The 21,439-nt window shown below is 38.8% G+C and carries 17 protein-coding genes; 15 read left to right on the forward strand and 2 right to left on the reverse strand.

The window, feature by feature from the left end:
- Positions 1-311: 311 nt before the first annotated feature.
- Entirely contained in the window at positions 312-809 is a 498-nt protein-coding gene (locus ACOI22_RS16735; RefSeq protein ID WP_420673286.1) for an RNA recognition motif domain-containing protein, read from the forward strand.
- Positions 810-892: 83 nt separating this feature from the next.
- Here the strand turns inward: ACOI22_RS16735 and ACOI22_RS16740 are convergent, their stop codons facing one another.
- On the reverse strand, positions 893-2,080 hold the full coding sequence (locus ACOI22_RS16740; RefSeq protein ID WP_420673287.1) for a DUF5610 domain-containing protein: 1,188 nt from the start codon (positions 2,078-2,080) through the stop codon (positions 893-895).
- 120 nt (positions 2,081-2,200) lie between these two features.
- Here ACOI22_RS16740 and trmA point away from each other — a divergent pair, with 120 nt between their 5' ends.
- Positions 2,201-3,367, forward strand: a complete 1,167-nt coding sequence (gene trmA / locus ACOI22_RS16745; protein ID WP_420673288.1) for a tRNA (uridine(54)-C5)-methyltransferase TrmA — start codon at positions 2,201-2,203, stop codon at positions 3,365-3,367.
- On the opposite strand, the gene fabR is transcribed toward trmA, so the two are convergent.
- A complete protein-coding gene (gene fabR, locus ACOI22_RS16750; protein ID WP_420673289.1) occupies positions 3,368-3,979 on the reverse strand; it encodes an HTH-type transcriptional repressor FabR in 612 nt (203 codons plus the stop codon).
- Between the two features lie 139 nt (positions 3,980-4,118).
- Here fabR and ACOI22_RS16755 point away from each other — a divergent pair, with 139 nt between their 5' ends.
- From ACOI22_RS16755 to ACOI22_RS16815, 13 genes are all read left to right on the forward strand, one after another.
- On the forward strand, positions 4,119-5,252 hold the full coding sequence (locus ACOI22_RS16755) for an acyl-CoA desaturase (RefSeq protein ID WP_420673290.1): 1,134 nt from the start codon (positions 4,119-4,121) through the stop codon (positions 5,250-5,252).
- Between the two features lie 102 nt (positions 5,253-5,354).
- Positions 5,355-6,770: a Si-specific NAD(P)(+) transhydrogenase gene (gene sthA / locus ACOI22_RS16760; protein WP_420673291.1), complete on the forward strand. Its 1,416-nt coding sequence runs from the start codon at positions 5,355-5,357 to the stop codon at positions 6,768-6,770.
- Positions 6,771-6,788: 18 nt separating this feature from the next.
- Positions 6,789-9,821, forward strand: a complete 3,033-nt coding sequence (locus tag ACOI22_RS16765) for a response regulator (protein ID WP_420673292.1) — start codon at positions 6,789-6,791, stop codon at positions 9,819-9,821.
- Positions 9,822-9,993: 172 nt separating this feature from the next.
- On the forward strand, positions 9,994-10,971 hold the full coding sequence (gene dusA / locus ACOI22_RS16770; protein ID WP_420673399.1) for a tRNA dihydrouridine(20/20a) synthase DusA: 978 nt from the start codon (positions 9,994-9,996) through the stop codon (positions 10,969-10,971).
- Between the two features lie 272 nt (positions 10,972-11,243).
- On the forward strand, positions 11,244-11,564 hold the full coding sequence (locus ACOI22_RS16775; RefSeq protein ID WP_420673293.1) for a hypothetical protein: 321 nt from the start codon (positions 11,244-11,246) through the stop codon (positions 11,562-11,564).
- Between the two features lie 193 nt (positions 11,565-11,757).
- Positions 11,758-11,958 carry a PspC domain-containing protein gene (locus ACOI22_RS16780; RefSeq protein WP_420673294.1) on the forward strand — a complete coding sequence of 67 codons (201 nt, stop codon included), beginning with the start codon at positions 11,758-11,760 and terminating at the stop codon, positions 11,956-11,958.
- Positions 11,959-12,147: 189 nt separating this feature from the next.
- Positions 12,148-13,140 (forward strand): DUF2333 family protein, encoded by a 993-nt coding sequence (locus ACOI22_RS16785; RefSeq protein ID WP_420673295.1) that lies wholly within the window; start codon positions 12,148-12,150, stop codon positions 13,138-13,140.
- Positions 13,141-13,143: 3 nt separating this feature from the next.
- A complete protein-coding gene (locus ACOI22_RS16790; protein WP_420673296.1) occupies positions 13,144-13,899 on the forward strand; it encodes a TIGR04219 family outer membrane beta-barrel protein in 756 nt (251 codons plus the stop codon).
- A 103-nt stretch (positions 13,900-14,002) separates the two neighbouring features.
- On the forward strand, positions 14,003-15,811 hold the full coding sequence (locus tag ACOI22_RS16795) for an assimilatory sulfite reductase (NADPH) flavoprotein subunit (RefSeq protein ID WP_420673297.1): 1,809 nt from the start codon (positions 14,003-14,005) through the stop codon (positions 15,809-15,811).
- Positions 15,811-17,520, forward strand: a complete 1,710-nt coding sequence (cysI, locus tag ACOI22_RS16800; RefSeq protein WP_420673298.1) for an assimilatory sulfite reductase (NADPH) hemoprotein subunit — start codon at positions 15,811-15,813, stop codon at positions 17,518-17,520. Before ACOI22_RS16795 ends, cysI begins: the two co-directional genes overlap by 1 nt.
- Positions 17,513-18,259, forward strand: coding sequence for a phosphoadenylyl-sulfate reductase (locus ACOI22_RS16805; protein WP_420673299.1), 747 nt, complete (start codon positions 17,513-17,515; stop codon positions 18,257-18,259). Before cysI ends, ACOI22_RS16805 begins: the two co-directional genes overlap by 8 nt.
- A 389-nt stretch (positions 18,260-18,648) precedes the next feature.
- On the forward strand, positions 18,649-18,957 hold the full coding sequence (locus ACOI22_RS16810; protein WP_420673300.1) for a pyridine nucleotide transhydrogenase: 309 nt from the start codon (positions 18,649-18,651) through the stop codon (positions 18,955-18,957).
- 326 nt (positions 18,958-19,283) lie between these two features.
- On the forward strand, positions 19,284-21,437 hold the full coding sequence (locus ACOI22_RS16815; RefSeq protein ID WP_420673301.1) for a diguanylate cyclase: 2,154 nt from the start codon (positions 19,284-19,286) through the stop codon (positions 21,435-21,437).
- The last annotated feature ends 2 nt before the right edge of the window (positions 21,438-21,439 follow it).

Here is a 21,439-nt window from a genome sequence, read left to right on the forward strand (position 1 = left end):
TGTGTCATCTAAATGACACCTTACCTGACTGCTTCTTGGCGGCTCAACTCAGCTTGTTTAAAGGCTTTGTTGATGTCTCCTTGAAGCGAGCGCGCATTCTACATGCATGAGGATTTAGGTCAAGCCTTAATTTAAAAAAAGATGTAATTTAGTGCTTACATGCCGAAAAACTAGCCAAAGGTCTAAAAATGCATAAAATGCATAGTTTGTGACATTTTTTTTACATCTTCTACTGGCTATATTCTTATAAGGCATTAATATAGCAATTGGATACACATTCTCTATTCTAAAAAATATAATAAGGTTTTCTTATGTTAAGTTTAAAATCTGGCGCTGCACTAATAGTCACGCTAATTGTCGCAGTATTGGCTTATGTAGTTGCAAGCCAATTCCAAAGTAATGCAAATTTACTTGTAATACTCCCCAGTGTTTTTTCAGTTATCACTACCCTCACTCTTTACTTAATATCGATAGCAATTCAAAACAAATCTGAAAGTGCGCCTGGCACTAGCGCAGCTTCTACGCAATCTAAATCTAGTTCTTCTGCCAACGAGTCCGGTATTGCTACATTATATGTAGGTAACTTAGCTTACAAAGCTAACGAAAAGTTGGTGCAAGAATATTTTGAAACCGTAGGCACTGTTAAATCAGTTCGTTTGGTTAAAGATAAAAAAACCGGTAGACGCAAGGGCTTTGGTTTTGTTGAAGTAAGTCAAAGCGATGAAAGTACGTTTATCAATAAGATGAACGAAACTGAGTTTATGGAACGTAGTATTATTGTTCGCCCGGCAAATGAGAAGCAACATTAATTAGATACGTAAAAAATTAAAGGCCCAAAACACAAGGTGTTTTGGGCCTTTTTATTAACAGCGTTCTGATCTATGCGAACTTATTAGCCAGTAAATTTACTATTGAAAGCGTGAAATCTATTAATCGCTGTGAGCAAATCAGGTACTTGCACATCTTCCATTTGGTTAACAATGCCATTTATTATCTTATTAAAATCTTCTTCTTCGCTTAAAGTACTTTTACTCGATTCAATAACATCAAAATACTTGTTTAAATATTCAGCTACTGTTTTAGGCGCTACCTCATCAATTTCGTTAGAATTTTCTTGAATGTGCTGAATCTGTCCATAAGCTCTAACTGAAGAAGCATTTTCTTTTTGATTAAGTTGCTTAGCTAAATTAACAATTTCACTTTGGTTATAACCTAAGTCCTGAGATTTGCTATAAGCGCCTTCTACATCTTTTCTATAAAATTGGTTTGCTAAGCTATCAACGCTATTTACTAAATTAGCAATCGCACTCGCTTCACCTTGAGCAAATTCGGCTTCAATAGAAAAAGAGATATTTGAAGCATTACTGGTGTATATGGATCTACCTTCATTGGTTTCTTTTGCAGTATTAAATGCCAATGAATCAAAATTCAGCTTAACAGATGTGTTGTTATTACTTTTAATGTCTACTGCTGCATAACTATTTTGGGTACCGCGAGCCACCGTTTTAGAATCCTCAACGCTTGCCGCATATTCTGCAGGATCAGTTGGGAGATCTAAAATCCCACCCACTATAGAGTCTCTTGTTTTATCAATTGATTCATATAAGTCGTCATCCGCAATGCCAACCAACTCTAATTTTGCCTGATCAATACCTACGTTCACACCTTGAATGGCTTGATCTCGGTAGTAGCTAATTTGATCCGCGTCAAAACCATTAGATGCCATGTTACTTAATGCATTGCCTACAAAATTCACGACGTTGTTTGTTACCGTTTCTATATCAAACACAGCAGAATCTTGCGCTTGAGCCGCTTCAAATTTTTCACTAAGCGTTTTTTCATCACTGCGCTTGCTAACACCAACAGCTGTACTCACGCTTTGGTCGACGTTTTTATTTATTGATAACGATAATACTTTTGCAACAACAGCATCATTTGCAGAAAGAACGTTAAATTGTTCTTTACTGACCGCAACATTGCTAGTTTCTGAAGTTACTAGTTTATCTAAGTCTTTAGGCATATTAGATGCCGAACCGGGCTGTTTAACCGGCGTATTTGTAGAAACTTGTACTGTATTCATAAAAGATACCTCACTATCCTCACAGAATATATCGGCAACTTATGAAATTTTCTTTAATAAAGAGTTGGTAAATTTTTAGGAATCGTTAAAATTGAGCTTATCACACTAAATGAGACAAGCATGAGCGATAGCATTTCTACCGATAATACATTGAATAATCAGCCAGTTGAAAAAATAGACCTTTCAAGCATGAGCTATAACGAGCAATTCACTTATAAGCAAAATTTTTTAAAAAATTTGCTATCCCCCTTCTTCAATGGTGAGTTAGACGCTTATTCATCGCCAGAAAAGCATTATAGAATGCGCGCTGAATTTAGAGTTTGGCATGACGGGCCCGCTACTTATCATATTATGTTTGACCAATCGACCAAGCAACAGTATCGCGTTGACCAGTTACCCGCAGCTAGTATTTTAATTAACAATGCAATGCAATCTGTTATGGCATTTTTAAATTTAGGCACTGACGAAGCGAAAGAGCTTCGTGCTAAATTATTCCAAGTTGACTATTTGTCATCTACATCAGGAGAGATTGTAATTAGCATGCTTTATCACAAAGTGCTGAGCGATGAATGGGAAGCATGTGCACTCAAACTAAAGTCAGCACTTAGTGAATCACTAAGTAACTGCGCAAATGTAGACATTATTGGCCGCGCTCGCAAAGTAAAACGACTTATAAACCGCGATTATATAAATGAAGCGCTTAAAATCAATCAACAGCACTATACATTTAAACAAGTCGAAAATAGCTTCACGCAGCCGAACGCTGCTATTAATATCGATATGATTGAATGGGTAAGTAAAAACGGTGAATCTAAAAACTCCGATTTACTAGAGTTATATTGTGGGGCAGGCAATTTCTCGGTGCCGTTAAGCCATTACTTTAGAAATGTATTAGCAACTGAAATTTCTAAGACTTCTGTAAATGCAGCGCAAGAAAACATTACTAACAACAATATTAGTAATTTAAAGATTGCGCGCCTAAGTAGTGAGGAGTTTGTTGAAGCATACAACAAAACAAGGGAATTTAATCGTTTGGCAGATATACGCTTAGACGATTATGATTTTAAAACCGTGTTGGTTGACCCTCCGCGAGCAGGTTTAGATGATGGAACGCTAGATTTGATAAGCCGATTCGACGTTATTATTTATGTATCGTGTAACCCTAGCACTTTAATTGAAAATCTTAACACCTTAAACAAGACCCACAAAGTTGTTCACGCAGCTTTATTTGATCAATTCCCATTTACCGAGCATATTGAATCTGGGCTTATCCTTAAAAGGCGATAATTAAGCGTTTAGCTTTTCAAGCGCGTAACGCTCAGCACCGTACTGAATAAGACGAAGCTGAATTTTTACGCGTTGTGCAATCTTTTCAATATTTTCAGTGTCAGCATCTAGCGCTTCAGCTCCTGCACTGAAGACCAATTTTACCATTGCCTCGGCCTGTAAATTAGCTACCGTGGTGGGAATTTTGACTTGTACTTCTAAATAATCACTTAATTCTTCTGTAAAATGTTGAATTTCTCGCGTAACTGCCGCTCTAAAGGATGAAGAGGTCCCGGTATGCTCGCGTAGTAATAAGCGAAAAACATTTGGGTTTTGTAAAATAAACTCCATAAATGTATTTACCGATATATCAATTAGGCTGCCACCACCGGCCAAACGCTGCCTGGCTTGACGCATTAACTGGCGTAACGCTAAACCTGACTCATCAACTAAAGTGAGTCCTAGCTCATTTATGCTAGAGAAGTGCCGATAAAAAGATGTGGGTGCAATGTTTGCGGCTCTAGCCACTTCGCGCAAACTTATAGATGTAAAGCTTTTATTATCATCAAGCAAAGCAAAAGCCGCATTTATAATGCGTTGCCGAGTTTGAAGTTTTTGTTGTTGACGATTCATAACAGAATGTTGACACAATTGTTTTGGTAACTGCAATATATTTCTTGCACTTAATAGTGTGAAAAGTTAAATTAGCGCACAGTTGTACGCTGAAATTTTCAGTTATTTATAGTAAGCCAATTGTAATGAGTAAATTGTAGTGAAAAAACCCCCTTTAATACCGCTTAATATTTCAATATTTGTTCTAACCACAGCTGTTGCATTAATTGGTGTCCCTTTGTGGGCAGTTTATGCATCAATTGGCTGGACTGAAGTAAATGTTGCAATAGCGCTTTTTTTCTTCACCGGCATGTCGATTACTGCAGGTTATCATCGCCTTTGGTCACACAAAACCTACGAAGCACACCCTGTTGTAAGAGTTATTCTTGCTATTGGCGGTGCGATGGCTGTACAAAACAGTATTTTGCACTGGTCAAGTGATCACCGAGTACATCACCGCCACGTTGATGTTAATGACGCTGACCCATATTCAGCCAAACGCGGGTTTTGGTTTTCGCACATGGGATGGATGTTAAGAGAATATCAAGCTCATCGATATGACGATTACTCAAACTGCAAAGATTTACAAAAAGACAAAGTAGTTATGTGGCAGCATAATTATTACGTACCTATTATTTTAGTAGCCAACTTTGGTATCACTGGCTTTTTAGGATGGTTAAATGGTGACATTATAGGCATGATCTTGGTAGCCGGCGTGGCTCGCTTAGTTGCAGTTCACCATGTTACCTTTTTCATCAATTCTTTAGCGCACATTTGGGGCTCGCGCCCTTATACGGATACCAACACCGCTAGAGATAATGGCGTTATTGCTTTATTCACCTTTGGTGAGGGCTATCATAACTATCACCACATTTTTGAATATGATTATCGAAACGGTATTCGCTGGTGGCAATATGATCCAACTAAATGGCTAATTAAAGGTTTGTCGTACTTAGGGCTTACAAAAAAGCTACGTACCACCCCTGAAGAAAGAATAGAAAAGGCGCGTTTACAAATGCAACTTAAAAATGCAAAAACGTCGCTGGTAGATTTGCCTAACGCAGAAGAAATAACAGCAAAAATACAAGACGAATATGATTTGCTGGTGAGCAAAATGGCAGAGTATTATAAGACTAGAAAAGCTGTTATGGCTATGAAGAAAGAAAAATTGCAGGCTAGTTACGAATGCTTAGAACTCAATTTTAAATATAAAGAGTTAAAACAATCTTTCAATTTACAAAAAGAAAGATGGCAATCTCTTTACTCATACTATTTAGAGCCGATAAGCGTATAGTATGGATACATTTTAAAAAAAAAGGATGCGTTTAGCATCCTTTTTTGTATTATCTATTTATAAAACAATTTCTTAAAATTAAAACGCCCCGGAGCGCCATTTATGCCACATAGAAAAAGTAAGAATGCTTATGATTATGACGCCATCATTATTGGAACAGGACCTGCCGGTGAAGGCGTGGCAATGCAGCTGGCCAAGGCTGGTAAAACGGTAGGCGTTGTTGAGCGCTATTCTTCGGTAGGCGGCGGGTGTACTCATTGGGGAACTATCCCATCAAAAGCACTAAGGCATTCAGTGAGCCGACTTGTTGAATACAATGCCAATCCCTTATTTGCCGACAATAACAACTCGCGAAGCTTAAGGTTTGTAGATATTATGCAACATGCAAGTGGCGTAGTACGTAAGCAGTCGAGTTTACGCGCCTCATTTTACGACCGAAATGAAGTGAATGTGATTAATGGTGAAGCAAGTTTTATAGATAAACACACCCTTAATATTCAAAAACCCGACGGTTCCGTAGATGAAATTAGAGCGAAACAAATTGTCTTAGCCACCGGCTCTAGGCCTTACACACCCAAAGATATTGATTTTAACCACCCACGTATATTCAATAGTGACACAATTTTGTCAATGGATTTCCAGCCTAAAACAATTATTGTTTATGGTGCAGGGGTAATAGGTAGTGAGTATGCATCTATTTTCCGTGGGCTTGGCATTAAAGTAGATTTAGTTAACATGCGTGACCGCTTGCTGTCATTCTTGGACGCCGAAATTTCAGATGCCTTAAGTTATCACCTTTGGAACAGTGGCGTAGTTATTCGTCATAACGAAGAGTACGAAAGCGTTGAGGGCCACGATAATCACGTTATTATGAATTTGAAGTCAGGCAAGAAAATGCGCGCCGACTGCTTGTTATTTGCAAATGGGCGAACCGGTAATACCGACATGCTTAACTTAAAGAATATAGAGTTAAAAGCTGATGGCCGCGGTTTGCTTAAGGTGAACCAAAACTATAAAACTGACATAGATAATATATACGCAGTGGGGGATGTTGTGGGCTATCCTAGTTTAGCCTCAGCCGCATATAATCAAGGCCGCTTTGCAGCAGAAGCTATGCTAAAAGGTGAATGTCATAAAACCTTGATTGAAGATATTCCTACTGGGATTTACACCATCCCGGAAATTAGTTCAGTTGGTAAAACCGAGCAAGAATTAACGCAAGCAAAGGTACCATATGAGGTAGGCAGAGCCCAATTTAAGCATTTAGCTAGAGCGCAAATTGCCGATACCAGCGTAGGAAGTTTAAAGTTATTGTTCCACAGAGAAACTAAGCAGTTATTAGGTATTCATTGTTTTGGTGAAAGAGCCTCGGAAATTGTGCATATTGGACAAGCCATTATGCAGCAAGACGCAGAGGCAAATAACATCGAGTATTTTGTGAATACCACATTTAATTATCCAACCATGGCTGAGGCTTACAGAGTAGCAGCGTTAAACGGATTAAACCGCGTGTTTTAAAAGGCCTATAATACAGCCATGAACAAACGAATATTGAGTATCAGCAAACACCCTGCAGCATACAGTTCGATTTTTCTGATTGTGGCAATGGTGACGGCTTCTTTGTATATAGACGAGCGCGTTTCAAAAAACGTGCTTGCAACATTTGATGACAATATCCATCAAAATATTGTTAATACAAACGAGTATATTCAGTCCGATATAGTGGAGTTTGAGAAGCGTATTCGTTATTTAAGAAATACTGCTGCTATTCAAAATTTTGTAAACAACTACCCTCTTGATACCCCTCCCATAAATGCTGATTTATCGGGGATTGAGGATGTAAGCGCAACTTTTCGTGCGCTCATGCATGAATACGACGTAATTGACCAAGCCAGAATTTTGCATTTTAAGACCGGCCAAGAGGTCGTTAGAATGGAGAGAAATGCCGATCAGATAGTTCAAGTGTCAAATAATAACTTACAAGATAAAAGTGCTCGCGCTTATTTCATTGAGACAACAGAAATAGCGCAAAATGAAATTTATTTCTCACAAATTAATTTAAATAGAGAGAACGGCGAAATACAGTACCCCTTAAAACCCACTTTTCGTCTTGCCATGCAGTTGGTGAATCACAAGGGTGAAAAAGTAGGAATACTGCTGTTAAATATTAACGCTGGAAATATGCTTAATAATTTGTCTGAAAGGGTTCCAGACCCGCTGAAGCTTTATTTATTGAATGAAGAAAAACAATTTCTGATTCACCCTCAAAACGGGGTAGCATTTTCACACGAGCTTGACGCAAACCGCACTTGGGACGATCTATATACCCCCTTGCGTTCACCTTACCCACCATTTGCCAGAGCCTCTAGGCCTAAAAGCTTAAATCACGAATTTTTATATAAAGAAGCAACCAATCTTGTAGGAAAGAATGAATGGACTCGACCACTCACTATAATTATTTCGGTTGATACCGCTATAGTGAACGCCAGCATAATAAACAGCCGCATTAATACCTTCAGTCTAACAGCCTTACTAACGCTAATAGTATTGTTATTGTTTATGTTTTTTAATAACTATTTTAGAAGGACGCTGTTGCTCGCAAAAGCGCGCGCTGAGCATAGCGCCATTATTGATGGCGTTAATGAAGCCATTATTAGTATTAACTTAAATAGCGTAATCACAAGTTGGAACAATGCCTCGGAGCAATTTTTTGATTGTTCTAGAGCGATGGCCGTTGGTAAGCCAATAGAGGAAATATTGACCTTTCCAGAAACGAAATTTTCCCTCGAGCTAAGTGAGTTCGTAGAACAATCTAAGCTGTCAAACAAGCGCTTTACTACCGAGTATATTAGCAGCGACAGCAGCTTAATCTTAGAAGTGGTGTTTTCACATATTCTTACTAGTACTAACTTAGTCACCGGCACTGCGATTGTTATGCGTGACATTACTGAACAAGTTAAAGTAAGACGCTCAATTGAAGAGAGCAATGAGCAGCTTGAAGCCCAAGTATTTGAGCGTACCAAAGAGTTGGTGCTCGCGAAGGAGCAAGCTGAACAAGCAAATACCTTAAAAAGCTCGTTTATATCAAACGTAAGCCATGAAATGCGAACGCCATTAAACGGTATTTTAGGCACCTTACAATTAATTAAAAAAGAAAAGCTTAGTCCTCTTCAACTTAGTTATTTATCTATGACCCAATCTAGCATTGGCAGTTTGAATGCGTTGATCAACGACATTTTAGATTTGTCCAAAATTGAAGCGGGCAAAATGTCATTAAATAAAAAACCTTTCGACATGCTTGCTGAATTTGAAACGGCTATTGCGCCAATTTCTGTTCGCGCACAACAGAAAGGTTTGAAAGTATATGTAGATACCTCAGAGCTTGAATTTGCATATTTGCTAGGTGATAAACACAGAATCACACAGATCATAAACAATATATTTGGTAATGCTGAGAAATTTACTCGCAAGGGTGAAATTTTTATTCGTATATTAACTGCGTTGAAGCCTGAATATGGTCCAAATTCGATTGAAATTAAGTGCAGTATTAGTGATACAGGTATTGGGATTGCAAAAGAAAACCAAGCTTTGCTATTTAATGCCTTTGCCCAAGAAACAAGTGACACTAGCAGTAACTTCGGCGGAACAGGCTTAGGCCTTTCGGTAAGTAAACAAATTTGTAATTTAATGCATGGCGATGTGTGGTTTGAGTCGATTAAAGACCAGGGAAGCACCTTTTATTTTAACGCTATTGTAGAGCAGCAAAAAGAAGTCACCAACAACAAAGATGTGGATGTAATATCCAACAGAGTTTATTTAGCGTTGCATGACACAAAAGAACAAGCCGTTATATCCAGCATTTTAGAATCTAAGGGATACGAAGTTTGGCTCACTCTTTCTAGTAATATAGACATTATTATCATTGATCAAAAACATACTGAGTTACCCGCTCAGTATCCCCTTCCCAAACAAAAGGTTTTTACTCTTGTTGACTCATCAAATAATGAAGAGATTGAAAGCCTACGTGATGAAAACATACACCCTCTAATTAGGCCTTTCCTATATAGAAGTTTTCAGAATCAAATTGAAGCTGACAAGCTCGTAACAATTGAAAAATTAGAGCACCCCACCAGCTTAACAACACCTGAAAACCATTTTCTTTCAAAAGCCTGTGTACTCATCGTTGATGACAACGATATAAATATTGAAGTATTAAAAGGCTTACTTACTGATACTGTTGAAAGCACCTTTGTGTGCAAAGATGGAAGAGAAACAATAGACCTGTTAAAACGCCAGAGCAAACATAAGAAGCGCATAATTGACCTGATTTTATTAGATTGCAACATGCCTGTAATGGACGGTTTTGAATGCACGCATTTAATTCGTCAAGGTGAAGCAGGTGATGTTTATAAAAACGTGCCTATTATTGCCGTAACAGCTGACGCAATGCTAGGCGATGAAGACAAATGCATAAACGCGGGGATGGACGATTACTTAAGTAAACCCATTAATATTATTGAGCTACTCGATAAACTCAAAACTTGGTACGTGCCTAATAAAGAAGATTAATAATTAGATACCCTGTTGATGCCCCATTGAGTTTGAATTTATCAATACAGGTTTCTTTTTTATTTTGGCACTGAAATGTTATAATTGGTGGCTAATTTAAGATGTATTAATATTAAGAGACTCAGCTACTTTGACCAACAATTCCCTAGACCACCGCTTCTCAGTCGCGCCAATGCTTGATTGGACCGACCGCCATTGCCGCTTCTTTTTAAGACAGCTTTCGCAGCACACTGTGCTGTATACAGAAATGGTCACCACCGGAGCTATTATTTATGGCAAAGGTGATTACCTAGGCTTTAATGAACAAGAGCATCCAGTGGTGTTGCAACTTGGTGGCAGCAATGTTGAAGATATGGCGAAGTGCGCTTCAATTGCCCAGGCAAAAGGGTATGACGAAATAAATATTAATGTAGGCTGCCCGTCAGATCGTGTTAAAAATGGTAGCTTTGGTGCGTGCTTAATGGCCGCACCCGATGTGGTCGCGCAATGCTTAAGGGCAATGCGCAAAGAAGTAGATATTCCGGTAACGGTTAAATGCCGTATAGGTATTGACGACATGGACGATGATAAGGGCTTGTCTGATTTTATATTGCCAAATGCCGAGGCTGGATGCGAACACTTTATTGTTCATGCACGCAAAGCTTGGCTGCAAGGCCTAAGCCCGAAACAAAATCGCGACATTCCACCGTTAAATTACGAAAGAGTATATGGTTTGAAGCAAGACAACCCTAATTTGCTTATTAGTATTAATGGCGGTATTACCAGCCTAGACCAAGCAAAAGAACATTTAAAACATGTTGATGGCGTGATGATGGGCAGAGAAGTCTACGCCAACCCATATATTTTAAGCGAAGTTGATTCTGCCATTTATGAAATTCCTGCCGTCGCAGTGAGCAGAGAACACGTCATACATAAAATGCACGAATACGTGGCGCAAGAATACGCAAAAGGAGCTCGTGTTTGGCATATTGCGCGGCACATGTTGGGTTTATTTCAAAGCCAAGCGGGAGGAAAAATATGGCGGCGCTATTTAAGCCAAAATGGCACTGGCGGTACCAACAACCCGAATTTACTACTAGAGGCATTTGAAGAAGTACAAATTGCTCAAAAAAAAGCGCGCGAGCACACTGCCAAAAATGCCATTCAGTAAGCTTTAGTCTGTTGACTGAACTTAAACGCTAATAATTAGTCTATCCGGCTAAGTGTAGTGGTGAAAAACACCACTACATATATCCCTTTCCTTAGCCAATATCAAAAAATCGAAACCCACCCCGCGCAAGCGACTGATTCTAAAGAATATTTTCAATAGTTGTTATTTTGGCACGAGTTTGGCTATAGCTTAAGTGTGTCTGCATATTGCAGCGCAGGTTTTCAGAAGTCGTAAGCAAAACCTTAAAATACTACATACTTTAGGAAAATATTATGAAACTTAATCAAACTATCGCTGCTTTATTTTTAGTGTCTGCTTGCGCAATTTCCACTCAAGCTAACGCGCAAGAATCAGCGCTCGAACAAATTGTTACTAGCTACGTAAAAAGTGCATTGAATGAGGTATCAAACGACATTGATATTCAGATTGAAAAATCATTGCTAACTGCGAGCAACATGGTGTCTTTTGATCCAGAACCTGTTCCAGCAAACAAGGTTAACATTGTTGATTTGGTTTTAGTTGATATTGAAAGTGAAGATGATGAAGAAAAATCTGAATCCGATGCAAACGAAAATGAAGTGAGCGACGACTAAGTTAAAGTCGCTCTTTAATTTAACTTTATACGCTTAAGGATTAGCAAGATGCTAGCACAAATAAATTTATTCAGTTTGGTCTTATCACCCGTCTTATTTTATTTTGGTGGCGCCGCTATATTTATGTTGTATTCGTACTTAAACAAATTAAGTGCCCATAAATAATAAATTTATCATTTTAAGGAATGACATAATGAAAACAGTAATTAATGAAAAACGCTTATTTAGAGACCCTCGCAATGCAAAAGTATCAGGCGTATGCGCGGGACTTGCCAAATACTTAGATATTAATGAATGGATAGTACGCGGCGTGGCTGTAGCAGCATTCTTAATCGTTCCTTTTGCTATAGCACTTGCTTATGTTTTAGCGGTACTGCTTTTAAGTTACAAATAACAAGCTTAATGTAGCACCTTAATATGTAATTATATGCTGAGGTCATCTACGTCTTTTCGTCATTTATACAAGCACTGACATAAAGAACCGTAATAACGATTGCGAACACCTCCTAAGCACGGTTACACTATAGCTAGTACATTGCCTGATATTTCAGCTGCTATCAATTTATTGGTTAAAAGGACTAACATGAGCTCTATTTTCACAACTAAAAGCATCAGCGCGGTTATAGCCGCCCTCTTCATTATATTCTGCATACTAGGTTTTTGGTGGAGTTTTGAGCCTAGCATTTTTAATGTTAAGGAAAATGCTCGTGTGACTGCCGAAGATAATAAACAGCGCGTAGTTACCGGCTACACTACAACAAACACATTAATTAAAGTGTTAGATGAAATGCTGCACAAACCAGGCGGCTACCTCACCAACGATGTGACTCCTCCTGGCATCTTTATGGATAATATTCCTAGTTGGGAATTTGGTGTACTTGAAATGAGTCGCGATTTAGCCCTGGCAATGCGCAAAGATTTTAGCCGCTCTCAATCACAATCTATAGATAACGCTGCTTTACTTAAAGCACAGCCTAATCTTAACTTTGACAATAATCGCTGGATATTACCTTCAAGTGAAGGACAGTATGAAAACGCGATTGAACAATTAATCGTATACAGAAATCAATTAGGCAATGCGTCATCTAGTGATAATCAATTTTACGCGCGTGCCGATAACCTAAGAGATTATTTAAAACAAGTCGAGAAACGCTTAGGAAGTTTGTCACAAAAATTAAGTGCCAGCGTAGGTACGGAAGTGATAAATACCAATTTGGCTGGTGATAATACTGCGAAAGATTCGTCGCCGGAGTCACCGATTGTTGTTAATAAAACTAGTTGGTTTAAGTTAGACAACAACTTTTACGAAGCTCGCGGTTCAAGCTGGGCTTTGTTGCATTTCTTAAAAGCAATAGAAGCTGACTTCTCTGACGTGCTAAAGAAAAAGAATGCAACGGTGAGTTTACAACAAATTATTCGTGAATTAGAGGCTACGCAAGAACCTATATTTAGTCCTATGATTTTAAATGGCAGTGGCTTTGGCTTTTTAGCAAACCACTCATTGGTAATGGCCAACTATATATCACGAGCCAATGCTGCGTTAATCGAATTATCTGAACTTCTCAACCAAGGTTAATTTATGACACACACATGTAAACTTAGTGCACTGGCTTGTGCAGCAATATTAAGCTCCACAGCTAATGCAGACACTATACTGGGCGGTTATATTGGTGCTCAAGCATGGAATATGGGCGCAACAGGTGGATTTGCACAAAACGAATCTATTGCAGAATTTGAGTTTGACGAAGAAACCAACAGTAGTTTTTATGCTGCGCTAGAACACCCTATCCCGTTAATTCCGAACATAAAACTGGCCCGTACTACATTAGATACAACAGGAAGCACGGTAGTTGATACGCAATTCACCTTTGGTGGCGAAGTATATTTAATTAATTCAGAGTTAGATACTACCGTAGATATCACCGCCACTGATTATATTCTTTATTACGAAATTTTAGACACCGACATTGTGAGTATTGACTTAGGTGTGTCAGCTAAACAAATTGAGGGTGACTTTGTTGTTGTAGACCAAAATGGCAATACTGGAAGTGAAAGTTTTGACGGATTTATTCCTATGGCCTACGGTAAAGTGCAGGTTGGATTGCCGTTAACAGGCCTTGGTTTGTATGCAGAAGGAAGCTTTCTGTCTATTGACGATGACTCGTTTACTGATTACCAAGTAGCATTAACATATAGCTTTGTAGAAAGCTTAGCCCTTGATTTAACGCTTCAAGCAGGCTATCGCAATACCTCTTTAGAGGTAAATGATTTAGACGATGTTTACGCTGATTTAGAATTTGACGGTGTGTTCATTGGACTAGAATTCGATTTCTAAAATTCATTCAGCACTAAACTGAATAAAAAATTAGTTTTTATTCTTTCAAGTTATTGTAATAAGCCGCTATCCTTACAGCATATTAGTAAGGGCAGTGGTTTATATGAGTCAAAATAACAGCAATCCTTTTTCGCCAGCGTTAAGTGAAATGCAACTTTCACAGCTAACACAAGCGATTTCAGGCTATAACAAAGAACAACTGGTGTGGGCAAGCGGCTACTTAGCCGGTATGGCAGCTTCACAGCAATCAGGTACTGCGGCCGCACAAAGTGCAGCTCCGTCAAGTGCTCCTCAAGCTAGCATAAGCATTTTATTTGGCTCTCAAACGGGAAATGCCAAACACGAAGCTATTGCTTTTGGTGAGAAACTCACCAGCCAAGGTTTACGCGCCAATGTCATTAACATGGCTGACTACAAACCGCGTAAAATTAAAGATGAAACCCATGTGGTTGTTTTTGTAAGCACCCACGGAGAGGGCGATGCTCCTGATGATGCTATTGAACTACACGAGTTCTTAGGCAGTAAAAAGGCACCTAAGCTAGCTAATTTGCAGTATGCAGTAGTAGGCTTAGGCGATACAAGCTATGAATTTTTCTGCCAAACAGCCAAAGATTTTGATACGCGCTTTGCTGCACAAGGTGCTCAAGCAATTGCACCTCGCTTAGATTGTGATGTTGACTATGCTGATGATATTGCGGCTTGGTCAGACACCATTAGTAAAACCTTAGTTGACGCCTTGCAAAGTGTGCAAACCACTCAAGTGCCCGTTGCGAGTGCAGCGAACACCCTTGCGACTAGTCAATACAATAAACAAAATCCATTTTCAGCTACCTTGTTGTCAGCACAAAAGATTACCGGGCGCGATTCGATAAAAGATATCCAACATATAGAAATATCATTAGAAGACTCTGGTTTGCAATACCAAGTAGGTGATGCTTTGGGTGTTTACTTTACTAATGATGCTAGTGTAGTAGCTCGTATTCTTGCGGCAACGCAAACTACGGCCACTGATTCAGTTACCATCAAAGGCGAAAGCTTTACGCTAAGTGATGCCTTGTCAGAAAAGCTTGAACTTACCTTAAGCTACCCAGGTTTTGTTAAAGCGTATCAAGAAGCAAGTCAGGATGAGGGCTTAAAAGCCTTATTAGCAGACAAAGCCGCACTTCGTACATTTTTGGAAGAACGCCAAATTGTTAATATAGTAGAGCAATTTCCCAATGCACTAAGCGCACAAGCTCTTGTAGATGCACTGCGCCCTATTTCACCACGCCTATATTCTATAGCTTCGAGCCAGTCAGAGGTAGAAGATGAAGTACATTTAACCGTAGCACACGTTAAATACTCTGCATTTGAACAAGATCATCAAGGCGGCGCTTCTGGTTTCTTGTCTACCCGCCTAGAAGAAGGTGACACGGTTAAAGTATTCGTTGAAAGCAATGACAACTTTAGATTACCAAGTGATACAAATACACCTATTATTATGGTTGGGCCAGGTACAGGGATTGCCCCATTTAGAGCGTTTATGCAAGAACGCGAAGCGAGTGAAGCTGAAGGTCAAAATTGGCTGTTTTTTGGCAACCCTAGCTTTACGCAAGATTTCTTGTATCAAGTGGAATGGCAGTCTTATGTGAAAAGCGGTTTACTTACCAAACTTAGCCTTGCGTTTTCACGCGACCAAGCACAAAAAATATATGTTCAAGACCGTTTAATAGAAAATGGTCAAGCAGTATTTGAATGGTTAGAAAAAGGCGCTTATTTTTATGTGTGCGGTGACGCTATGCGTATGGCCAAAGATGTAGAAAACGCGCTGCTGCATATAATTCAAACCCACGGCAATAAAGACGAAGCTACAGCGAAGCAGTATTTGGTTGATTTGCGCAAAGCTAAGCGTTACCAGAAGGATGTTTACTAATGAGTGATAAAGTGAAAGTTGTAGAAGGCAAACTATCTGATAATGAACGCTTAAAAGCACAAAGTAATCATTTACGCGGCACAATTGTTGAAGACTTATCAAATGATATTACCGGCGGGTTTGTTGCCGATAACTTCCAATTAATTCGTTTTCATGGCATGTATCAACAAGATGACCGTGACATCAGAGCCGAGCGCGCCAAGCAAAAGCTTGAACCTTTGCATAATGTAATGCTGCGTGCGCGTTTGCCTGGTGGCGTTATTACGCCAGAGCAATGGTTAGTAATTGACAAATTCGCTACTGACAAAACCATATACGGCAGTATACGTTTAACGACGCGCCAAACTTTCCAGTTTCATGGCGTGTTAAAACCTAATGTGAAATTAATGCATCAAACGTTGCATTCAACCGGTATAGATTCAATTGCGACCGCAGGTGACGTTAACAGAAACGTACTGTGTACTTCTAATCCGGTTGAGTCAGAGTTACATAAAGAGGCGTGGGACTGGGCAGTTAAGATCAGTGAGCACTTATTACCTAAAACCAATGCCTATGCTGAAATTTGGCTAGACGGTGAAAAAGTTGAATCCACTGAAGAAGAAGAGCCTATTTTAGGCGATAACTATTTACCCAGAAAATTCAAAACGACCGTTGTTATACCACCGCACAATGATATTGACGTGCATGCCAATGATCTGAACTTTGTTGCGATAGCTGAAAATAACAAGCTTATAGGTTTCAATGTTTTAGTAGGTGGCGGCCTTGCTATGACTCATGGTGACCATTCTACCTTCCCTCGTAAAGCAGACGACTTTGGTTTCATTCCTTTAGATAAGACACTTGACGTTGCTGCAGCGGTAGTATCAACCCAACGTGATTGGGGTAACCGTGTTAATCGTAAAAATGCTAAAACAAAGTACACACTAGAACGTGTGGGTGTTGATACGTTTAAAGAAGAAGTAGAGTCGCGCGCTAAGGTTAAATTTGGACAAAGCAAACCCTATGAATTCACCAGCCGCGGAGATAGATTCGGCTGGGTAGAAGGCATTGATGGCAAGCATCATCTCACTTTATTTATAGAGAACGGGCGCATACTCGATTACCCAGGTAAAACCTTAAAAACAGGTTGTGCTGAAATAGCGAAGATTCACCAAGGCGACTTCAGATTAACGGCTAATCAGAACTTAATTGTTGCAGGCGTTTCAAGCGATCAAAAAGAGATTATTGAATCACTGGCTATTAAACATGGCTTGATGGAGGCAGATACCTCAAATCAACGCAAAGACTCGATGGCTTGTGTTGCCTTACCCACGTGCCCATTAGCTATGGCCGAAGCTGAACGCTATTTGCCAAGTGCGGTAACTGAGCTTGAAGCGATACTGTCTAAGCATGGCTTAGAAAACGAAAGTATTATTTATCGCATTACCGGTTGTCCAAATGGGTGTGGACGAGCAATGTTAGCGGAAATTGGTCTAGTCGGTAAGGGCCCCAACAAGTATAACCTTCATTTAGGCGGTAATCGTGAAGGTACGCGTATTCCTAAGATGTATAAAGAAAACATCTTAGATACTGAAATAATGGCAATATTAGATGAACTAATTGGCCGCTGGGCTAAAGAGCGCGAAGCATCTGAAAGCTTCGGAGATTTTGTAATTCGTGTAGGCGTAATTGCCCCAGTAGTTGATTCTGCTAAGGATTTTTATGCATAAACTTGCCCAGAGCAATGTATTGAGCATTGATGACGGGAAAGATGCTATTGCCGACGTTAGTCAAACCCTAGTGGATTTGACACCACATCAAAGAGTGGAATGGGCAATGCAAAACTTACCCGGTACACATGTTGTGTCATCCAGTTTCGGCGCGCAGTCTGCGGTTATGCTTCATTTGTTAACTGATGTTGCACCGGGTATTCCGGTAATCTTAACTGACACGGGCTATTTATTTCCTGAAACATATCAGTTTATAGACAGCTTAAAAGAACAACTTAATCTGAATCTACATGTTTACCATGCTCCTATTAGTGCTGCTTGGCAGGAAGCTAAATACGGCAAGCTATGGGAACAAGGCCTTGATGGTATTGCGCAATATAACAAGTTGAATAAAGTTGAGCCTATGAAGCGCGCATTGAACGATTTGGGTGCCAGCACTTGGTTTGCTGGGTTAAGGCATTCACAATCAGATAGTCGAGCAAAACTAGACGTTGTTCAAGTGCAAGGTAAACAATTTAAAGTTCACCCTATTGTCGATCAAAACAATCGTGACCTTTACCAGTATATGAAAAAACATAACTTGCCTTATCACCCCTTATGGGAACAAGGCTATGTATCCATTGGCGATTGGCATACTACTAGTAAACTAGAAGATGGCATGAGCGAACAGGATACTCGATTCTTTGGTTTGAAACGTGAATGTGGCTTACATGAATTTGGTGACGGTGACGGTATATAACGACATAACGTTTTCATTAAACATATTTAGTGTACAAAGGGTGCTTATGAAGCGCCCTTTTTTGTTTTATTGCTAAATAATGCCACGATACTTATGTAAAATCATATTTGGTATTAAAAAAAATACCCAAAACCTCTTTCCTATGCGATTTATTTGCTCGTTTATTATTCCTAACACTATAAATATTATACAAAATATGAACTGAATATTTTAAATTCATATAAATATCAGTGATATGTGTGTTTTTTAAACTAGAAACATCAATAATCGCGACATTTCATTAAATATACAAGTAACTGTCATACAAGTGTAATATTTGGGTGATAGCAACTTGACTGTTAGGTTATTTTAAAATATACTTATCTCAAGTTAATCACCGAGGAAAACTTATGAAGCAGTTATCAGCCCTAATATTAGGTCTTATTTCCCTGAGCACATTTGCAGCCTCTGCTAACACCGGTGAAACTAAGACGTTTACATGTATGGATAAAAAAACATTCGAAATTAATAGCGAATGTATGAGTCAGAATATTGAATCTACCTTAGTTTTTCAAAAAGCAGAAAAAGCAGTAGTTGAAGAAGCAACAAACGTAAATGACCGCGCATTAGCGTCAGTTACTTTTGACGCACGCACAATGACAATAAACATTGTTGCTCACAAAGATGCAAGCATTGCTAGTGTAAAGCATAAAAAATAACGTTTAAGTAATTAAAAAACCTCCTTCACGGAGGTTTTTTTTCGCCTAAGGTTTATACATTAAGCAAGTGTGAGTAAATTTATAATTTAACAATTTACTCACTATTGATAGCAAAACATGTAATTTTTCACAAAACATTGATACACTGATCCGATTAGTAAAGTATTGACTTGTTCTGTGGATTTATTGTTGTATGCATAGATATTCGTATTCCCCGTTAAGTGCCGCATAAAAAGCAAATTCAAGCATATTTAAATGTATTAACACAAATACAATAATTATAAGGTCTACTCTATTGGCGTTGCCAATATCTGTTGAGTGATTTCATGGTACAAATACAGCATAGTAACGCTACAAAACAAAAAGAAGATGTTATTCCTTTTTTTGCTGTGCCTAATTTATTGTATGGAATCAACCTTGGTATTCTTGCTGCCCTAATCAATGCCTTTCTGCACATATCACTCTATGCCAGTTTTACTTTATTTTTTGGCCCAGTTTTAGTTTTAATTTGTTTAGCTACACGAGGTTTGAATGCGGCTATTATAACGGCATTTATAAGCTCTATAAGCGCCGCGATATATGGTCAAGATGCATATTTAATTGTCATTTTCATGTTAGAAATGTTTGTGGTTCATATGTTGATGAGGCGCGGGTTTTTCTTATTTCAATCGGCGTCTTTATACTGGTTGATAATTGGCATTCCTCTAATATTCACTTTGCATGCTATAAGCAGTTTTGATTCAGCAGAGTTTCTTTTTATCAATAGTATTACTCGCGGTATCAATGGGCTAATATGTTTGTCATTTGCCTCTGTTGTATGCTGGTTTCTTCCGCGAAATCTGTTATACACAAATTATTCTAAGAAGCCCCCTCGCTTGGCCTCTTTAATATTTTCACTTTGCATGATTACCGTTACGCTTCCATCTATGGTTGTTGCCTCATTTTTTATTTGGCAAACCACCAGTAGCAACGAACAAATAATAGCGAAGAGCTTAAAAAGCACATCCGAGCAAGCACGAGTTTTGAACAACCTTGAAATTAGTCGGCATTTAAATGCAATTAATACTCTTGCGAGTATTATGCAGGCGAGTAAATCAATACAAGTACAGCCTTTATTAAATGCTACAAATAACCACTACCCCTTGTTTGAGAGCCTTTTTGTTACTGACGAATTTGGGCGTATTTTGCAAGCAGTGCCCAGCACATTTAAACGTAAATTATTTGAAGCAAACATAACAACGGTTCGTGAACTTGCTTATTTTCAAGAAGCACAAAACTCTCTTGAACCAATAGTGTCAGAAGCCGTTGTTAACAGAAAAATGGGCGAGGTATATTCATTCAGTATTTTGGCGCCATTATTTAATAATGGTCAATTCGATGGACTTGTACAAGGTGCCATTTTGCTTGATACTTTTAACGCATTTAATCAGGCGCGAGTTGATACTAATTACTCGTTTGTGATTACCGATACTAACGGGAGGATCGTAAGCCGTTCTCATGATTTAAGCTTGCCCCTGTTGTCAAATTTTGACGTCAAAATAATAGAAAATCCGCTTGTTCAAACACTACCGATTTTAGAAATAAACCAGCAACAATTTCTTTATAGCCAAAGCCAGACTGAGCAAAATTGGACAATAACCATATTAACCTCGCCTAAGAAAATCACTTCTGTTATCTTTGATTTTCTATTTTTGCTCGTTGTTGCTACATTTTTTATGTTAGCGGCATTTGCGTTTATAGCTAACACTTTAGCTAGAAAGATTACTCAACCTCTTGTTGATATTGCAGAGCATTTCCCCGTATCTGAAGATGACGATTATCCTTTAGAAGAGTCACAGGTAAGTTCCGAAATGCTTACTCTAACGCATCGTTTGCTTGATTCTCATAAAGTGATGAGTAACTTTCAGCAGCAGCTTTCAGAACAAGTAAACAATAAAACGAAACAGCTGAAACAGCTCAACCAAGAGCTTTATTCTTTAGCACAAAAAGACTCATTAACGCAGCTATACAATAGAGCTGGTTTTAATCGTTTAGCACTAGGTTTATATCGAAACTGTGTGCGTCACAAAATAAATATCTCTTTAGTATTAATTGATATTGACCATTTTAAAGCCATAAATGACACTCACGGCCACCCTTTTGGTGACAAATGCATTATTGCAGTGGCTAAAACTATTCAACATCACTGCAAACGCGACACCGATATTATTGGCCGCTATGGCGGCGAAGAATTTATTATACTGCTTTCAGGGGGGGAAATTGACGAGCATGCCAAACGCATAAAAATGATTAAAAATCACATTGAATCGTTATCATTTAAACACAATGCTAGCCGCGTAAATATGACCGTCAGTGCTGGCATATGCAGCTTATCAAATAGCTACGATCTTGAATATGATGACATGCTTCAAAAAGCCGACGAGCAACTATACTTGAGTAAGCGCGAGGGGCGCAATAAAATAAATTCGATAATTTATTAAAA

Source organism: Glaciecola sp. 2405UD65-10 (assembly GCF_048820975.1).
Lineage (GTDB): Bacteria > Pseudomonadota > Gammaproteobacteria > Enterobacterales > Alteromonadaceae > Glaciecola.